Source organism: Reyranella sp. (genome assembly GCF_050185545.1).
Classification (GTDB): Bacteria; Pseudomonadota; Alphaproteobacteria; order Reyranellales; family Reyranellaceae; genus Reyranella.
In genome coordinates this window covers 1-6,355 of record NZ_JBFWZI010000292.1, presented here as the reverse complement: position 1 = coordinate 6,355, position 6,355 = coordinate 1, and the positions used below count along the sequence as shown (strand labels likewise).

Annotated in this window: 4 protein-coding genes and 1 tRNA gene; 3 read left to right on the top strand and 2 right to left on the bottom strand. The window is 68.3% G+C overall.

Going from position 1 to position 6,355, the window contains the following annotated elements; translation table 11 throughout:
- The first annotated feature begins 49 nt into the window (after positions 1-49).
- Positions 50-125 (top strand) — tRNA-Ile (locus AB7O82_RS36375).
- A 199-nt stretch (positions 126-324) separates the two neighbouring features.
- On the opposite strand, the gene AB7O82_RS36370 is transcribed toward AB7O82_RS36375, so the two are convergent.
- A complete protein-coding gene (locus tag AB7O82_RS36370; RefSeq protein ID WP_428621712.1) occupies positions 325-993 on the bottom strand; it encodes a TetR/AcrR family transcriptional regulator in 669 nt (222 codons plus the stop codon).
- A gap of 60 nt (positions 994-1,053) precedes the next feature.
- On the opposite strand from AB7O82_RS36370, the gene AB7O82_RS36365 reads away from it, so the two are divergent.
- Positions 1,054-2,043 (top strand): Bug family tripartite tricarboxylate transporter substrate binding protein, encoded by a 990-nt coding sequence (locus AB7O82_RS36365; RefSeq protein WP_428554618.1) that lies wholly within the window; start codon positions 1,054-1,056, stop codon positions 2,041-2,043.
- Positions 2,040-5,360: a carboxyl transferase domain-containing protein gene (locus tag AB7O82_RS36360; protein WP_428554621.1), complete on the top strand. Its 3,321-nt coding sequence runs from the start codon at positions 2,040-2,042 to the stop codon at positions 5,358-5,360. The genes AB7O82_RS36365 and AB7O82_RS36360 overlap by 4 nt, the downstream gene beginning before the upstream one ends.
- Positions 5,361-5,370: 10 nt before the next feature.
- Here the strand turns inward: AB7O82_RS36360 and AB7O82_RS36355 are convergent, their stop codons facing one another.
- Positions 5,371-5,736 carry a pyridoxamine 5'-phosphate oxidase family protein gene (locus AB7O82_RS36355; RefSeq protein ID WP_428554623.1) on the bottom strand — a complete coding sequence of 122 codons (366 nt, stop codon included), beginning with the start codon at positions 5,734-5,736 and terminating at the stop codon, positions 5,371-5,373.
- Positions 5,737-6,355: the final 619 nt, after the last annotated feature.

Below are 6,355 nucleotides of genomic sequence, written 5' to 3'. Positions count from 1 at the left end.
GAATAGGCTACAAGAGCGACCTCTCCGGAGCGACGCGCGGGTCGGTCGGGGGCCCGTAGTTCAGTGGTTAGAACGAGCCGCTCATAACGGTTATGTCGCAGGTTCGAATCCTGCCGGGCCTACCACCGGAGACTTATCGCTTTGCGGAGCCATTCGAGGACACGCGGCGCTCTGCAATATTGAAAGCGCCCGCCAGTCAGGAGACTCGTACCCGTTCTGCTGGAAGACGGGCTCCATCGCCCAGGCATCCATTCGGCTTTACCTCGGCCGCCAGAAGGCCGCGATATCGCCCGCGATGCAAGAGCGAGCAGCCGGGCAGGCCGGTCATCGCCCGCTGCGCGGTCGACCGGCCAGACGCTGCACCATGGATACCAGAACAGCCTTGGCCTCCAGCAGATCGACGGCCCTCGGATCGATCACCCATTGGGTGATGATCCCGCGGATGGCGCCGAGGATCACCATCGCATGGGCCTTCGAGTCGATGTCGCGATTGATCTCGCCCAGGCGCTGCGCCTCGCGCAGATGGGCGGCGAGCCCGTCCCGGTTGTCGTGGCCCATCTGCGCGATCTGCGCATGCAGGTCGGGCGCCACGGTGAGCGACTCCATGTAGAGCAGGTACAGGGCGCGCACGCCGGCGGCGCCCTTCAAGGCGCCGTCCAGGTGCGCGCCGACGCGCGCCTCCACCGCCGCCAGGCCTGTCTTGTCGCCGAGATCGCCGGCCAGGCGGGCCTGGAAGGCCTCCTCGATGGTGGCGACCACGCTCCGCAGCAGCGCGTCCTTGGTGCCGAAGCGCTCGCTGGGCAGTCCGCGGCTGTAGCCGGCGGCGAGGCCGATCTCGGCCATGCTCGTGCCGGCCGAGCCGTTGCGGGCGATCAGGCGGATCGCCGCGCGCAGAATCCGCCGATCAGACTCTTCGCGGCGATCTTCCTGGGTGCGGCGGGGGGGCGATTGCGAGGGCTTCGGCAAGATCCACCTTACTTGCTGGTTGACCATTAAATTATACGATCCCATACTGCCGCGCCAACCAAGATAATCAATCCGGGAGGACGTCGAATGTTCGCCGTTTCAAGACGATTGTCAGGCCTGTTGCTTGCGGTTGCGTCAATCGGCCTGGCCGCCGCCTCCGCCGGGGCGCAGAGCTACCCTTCCCAGCCGATCAGGTTCATCGTCGGCTTCTCGCCGGGAGCCTCCACGGACCTCGTGGCGCGCTACCTCGCCGAGGATCTGCGCCAGCGCCTCGGCCAGCCGGTCGTCGTCGAGAATCGCACCGGCGCCAACGGCAGCATCGCGGCGACGATGGTCGCCCGCGCGGCACCGGACGGCTACACGATCCTGATCAGCAATGCCAGCACGATGACCACCAATCATCTGCTCTACAAGGACATGAAGTACGATCCGCTGGTCGACCTGACGCCGGTTGCGATGGTGGTGTCCGCGCCCTTCGTGCTCGTGGTGAACCCGAATAACCCGAAGACCAAGTCGGTCGCGACCTTCGCCGATTTCGTCAAGCTCGCGACCAGCAAGCCGGATACGATCAACTACGGCACTGGCGGCGTCGGCAACCTCGCCCATCTCTCCTTCGAGCTGCTCGGCGCGACCATCGGCGCGCGCATGGTGCACGTGCCCTATGCTGGGGCGGCTCCGGCGCAGGCCGCGCTGCTGTCCAGCGAGGTCGACGCCGCGTTCGACACGCCGAACGCCCTGCCGCTGATCCAGTCCGGCAGGCTGAAGGCCCTTGCGGTGTCGACGACGGTGCGCTGGCGCGATCTGCCCGACGTGCCGTCGGTCGCCGAGTCGGGCTATCCGAGCTTCGCCACCTCGTTCTGGACTGGCGTGGTCGCTCCCTCCAAGACGCCGCAACCCGTGATCGACGCGCTCTACAAGGCGGTCCTGGCGGCGACCGAGGATCCCAAGACCAAGTCGCTCCTGCTTGGCCAGGGAAACATCGAGGTGCTCGACTCGGCCGCCTTCCGCAAGAAGATCGCCCACGAAGGCGAGCTCAACGCCGAGGTTCTCAAGAAGGCCGGAATCCAAAAGCAGTGACCAGCGCGGCAAGCCAGCCGGCCAGGCTTTCCCGGCTGCTCGTGGCCAACCGCGGCGAGATCGCGGTGCGTATCCTGAGAGCGGCGGCGGAGCTCGGGATCGAGACCGTCGCCGTGCATTCGACCGACGACGCGTCCTCGCTTCATGTCCGCAAGGCCGACCTGGCCAGGCCGCTGGCCGGTTCCGGCGCTGCCGCCTATCTCGACATCGACGCCATCGTGGCGCTTGCCCGGGAGTCCGGCTGCACGGCCATCCATCCGGGCTACGGCTTCCTCAGCGAGAATGCCGCCTTCGCGCGGGCCTGCGAACGCGCGGGCATCGTCTTCGTCGGGCCGCGGCCGGAGGTGCTCGACGTCTTCGGGGACAAGGTGCGGGCGCGCAGCCTCGCGGTGAGCCTCGACGTGCCGGTCCTGCCGGGATCGTCCGGCGCGACCAGCCTGGACGAGGCCGCCGCCTTCCTCGCCGGCCTCGGCGCCGACGGCGCGGTGATGATCAAGGCTGTCGCCGGCGGCGGCGGGCGCGGCATGCGCGCGGTGCTGACGCCGGCGGACCTGCCGGAGGCCTATGCCCGGTGCCGGTCCGAGGCGCAGGCGGCGTTCGGCATCGCCGACGTCTATGTCGAGCGGCTGATCCGTCACGCTCGCCACATCGAGGTGCAGGTCGCCGGCGACGGCGCGACGATCGTCCAGCTGGGCGAGCGCGAGTGCAGCATCCAGCGCCGGCACCAGAAGCTGGTGGAGATCGCGCCCAGCCCCTGCCTGACCGCGGCCATGCGCGAACGGCTCGTCGGCCACGCCCTGTGTCTTGCCCAGGCGGTCGACTACAGCAGCCTCGGCACCTTCGAGTTCCTCGTCGACGCGGCCGACCCGTCGTCCATCGCCTTCATCGAGGCCAACGCGCGTCTCCAGGTCGAGCACACCGTCACCGAGGCGGTCACCGGGATCGACCTTGTGAGAACGCAGCTCGAGCTGGCGGCCGGCCGATCGCTCGACGCGCTCGGGCTGACTCAGGATCGGCTGCCCGCACCGCGCGGCTTCGCGATCCAGGTCCGCGTCAACATGGAGACGCTGGACGCCCAGGGCGACGTCCATGCCTCGGCCGGCACGCTGGCCCATTTCGACATCCCCTCCGGGCCGGGGATTCGCGTCGACACCTTCGGCTACCAGGGATACGCGCCGAGCGTCAGCTTCGACTCGCTCCTCGCCAAGGTCATCGCCCATACGCCGTCCGCCCGCTTCGAGCATGCCGCCGCCAAGGCCTACCAGGCGCTGGGCGAGTTCCGCATCCAGGGGGTCGACACCAATATCGGCTTCCTGCAGAGCCTGCTGCGTCATCCCGATTTCGTCTCCGGCAACGTCCACACCCGCTTCGTCGAGGACAACATCGCAGCGCTCGGAGCTGGCGCAACGTCGCATCGCCGGCGGTATTTCGACGGGCCGCAGGCGGCGGCGACGGTGCCGACCGCCGCCGCCGTGGCTCATCCGCCGGGGACCGAAGCGGTGACGGCGCCCATGCAGGCGCGGGTCGTCAGCATCGAGGTCGCCGAAGGCGACATGGTACGGGCAGGCGACAAGGTCGCGGTGCTCGAGGCGATGAAGATGGAGCATCTCCTCGCCGCCGGCACCAGCGGCGTGATTCGCAAGATCGCCACCGCAGCCGGCGCGATCGCCGAGCGCGGCCAGAAGCTGCTGTTCATCGAGCCCCAGGACGTCGGTGCCCACGACCTCGCGACCGAGGAGTCCATCGACCTCGATCGCATCCGGCCCGATCTCGCCGAGGTCATCAGGACGCATGCCGCGACGCTCGACGCCGCGCGCCCGCAGGCGGTAGCGCGCCGACGCAAGACCGGGCAGCGCACCGCGCGGGAGAACATCGCCGATCTGTGCGATCCCGACAGCTTCGTGGAGTACGGCGCGCTGGCGCTCGCTGCCCAGCGCAAGCGCCGCTCCGAGCAGGAGCTGATCGACATGAGCCCCGCCGACGGGGTGATCGTCGGGCTGGGCTCGATCAACGGAGACTCGTTCGGCGACGACAAGAGCCGCTGCCTCGTGCTCGCCTACGACTACACGGTATTCGCCGGCACCCAGGGCTTCCACGGGCACAAGAAGCACGACCGCATGTTCCAGATCGCGGAGAAGGCGCGCCTGCCCGTCGTGATCTTCGCCGAAGGCGGCGGCGGCCGGCCGGGCGAATCCGACGCGCCGGCCCCCGTCAATCTCGCCAACATGACGTTCTGGCACTTCGCGCGGCTCAGCGGCCTTGCGCCCCTGGTCGGGATCGTCTCCGGGAGATGCTTTGCCGGCAACGCCGCCCTGCTCGGCTGCTGCGACGTGGTGATCGCGACGGAGAATGCGACCATCGGCATGGGCGGGCCGGCGATGATCGAGGGCGGCGGGCTCGGCCGGTTCGCGGCCGAGGAAGTCGGACCGGTATCCGTCCAGGCGTCCAACGGCGTCGTCGACATCGTCGCCAGGGACGAGGCGGAAGCCGTCCGGCTCGCCAGGAAGTACCTCGCCTTCTTCCAGGGGCCGGTCGCCAGCTGGCAGTGCGCGGACCAGCGCCGGCTGCGCCACATCATCCCCGAGCGCCGGCTGCGCGCTTACGATGTGCGTGCCGTGATCGACACGCTGGCCGACACCGGGTCGGTGCTCGAGCTGCGCCGCGACTTCGGGCTCGGCCTGATGACGGCGCTGGTGCGGATCGAAGGGCGGCCGCTCGGCCTGATCGCCAACAACCCGTCGCACCAGGGCGGCGCCATCGATTCCGACGAGGCCGACAAGGCGGCGCGCTTCGTCGAGCTGTGCGACGCCTTCGACCTCCCGGTGCTGTCGCTTTGCGACACGCCCGGCTTCATGGTCGGGCCGCCGGCCGAGAAGCGCGCCGCCGTGCGCCATGTCTGTCGCATGTTCGTGACCGGCGCCAGCATCTCGGTGCCGTATTTCACGGTGGTGCTGCGCAAGGCCTACGGGCTGGGCGCCCAGGCCATGGGCGGCGGCGGGTTTCACGGCAACAACTACTTCTCGGTCGCCTGGCCGACCGGCGAGATCGGGGCCATGGGGCTGGAGGGTGCCGTGCAGCTGGCCTACCGCAACGAGCTTGCCGCCATCGCCGATGGCGCCGAACGCGACGCCCGCTATCAGTCCCTCGTCGCCGACCTCTATGAACGCGGCAAGGCCACCAACATCGCGCGCTTCCTAAGCCTCGACGACGTCATCGACCCGGCGGACACGCGTCGCTGGATCCTGAGGGGCCTGCGGGCCGCCCCGCCGGTGCCGCCGCGCACGGGAAAGAAGCGCCCCAACGTGAACACGTGGTAAGTCGCTCCGGTCAGTAAAGCCGGTTCACCTCGCTGTTCACGATGAGTTGCTCGATCTCGGGGAGAGCGACCGAAAGCTTGCCGTGATCCTTGAGGGCCTGGGCGTAGGTCGGCAGGCCATCGATCGAGCCCCAGCGATCGGGCTCCCAGAGCCCCCAGCGGATCATCGACTTCCCACAATGGAAGAAGGCCTCCTTCACCCTGACGACAAGGGTCAGGTCGGGCCGCTTGCCCTGCAACATCACGGTTTCGAGGAGATCGTCGTCCGTCGCGATCTGGGCAGTTCCGCTGACGCGCACGACCTCGCGCCGCCTGGGCACGATGAAGACGATGCCGGCGCTGGGGTTCTGAAGGACGTTCAGGAACGTGTCGCCCAAGCTTGCATGACACAGCATGGATCTCGCGCAGAATGCAGCAGCCACCATCAAGCCAGTGATCAACTATCAACGCCCGCCGCGCATTCTCGTGCCGTTCATCAGTTCGTGGCCGCTTCTGCCCAGAATCGCCTACGGCGGCCTCCGAGCCAACCCACCCCCTAGCGCGCCATCGCATCGGCGGACGTATCTGGGTAATCAGGTTCGCATATGGAAAAACACCGTCATCCCGAGCGGAGCCGCCCGATTAGGCGCTGTTTACAGCGCCATTGGCGGCGCAGTCGAGGGACCTTTCTTGCTGGCGCCGCAACAAGAGAGGTCCCTCCACTACGCCTCGCCATGCTCGGCTCCGGTCGGGATGACGGAGATTTATCGCCACATGTGGATGCCTAGCCGGTGAAAGTGGGAAGCGCCGCACGTCATTGAGGCGGCGCATGAGGGTGACCTGGACCGACAAGGGCTCAGCCGCCGGTGCCGGCACCCTGCCGGACTTGGCCTAGGCGACAATGCGGAACGGCACATCGCCGTCGCGTTCGAGCTGGCCAACGAGCTGCTGCTCCCACTCGAGGTACTGCTTCATCTCGGCCTGGTTGCCCGTTCGACGCCCGGCCACCCAGACCAG

What these genes read in the sequence shown, in the direction of transcription:
- AB7O82_RS36370 (WP_428621712.1), bottom strand. Translation starts at nt 993, where the DNA reads ATGGTCAACCAGCAAGTAAGGTGGATCTTGCCGAAGCCCTCGCAATCG.
- AB7O82_RS36365 (WP_428554618.1), top strand. Translation starts at nt 1,054, where the DNA reads ATGTTCGCCGTTTCAAGACGATTGTCAGGCCTGTTGCTTGCGGTTGCG.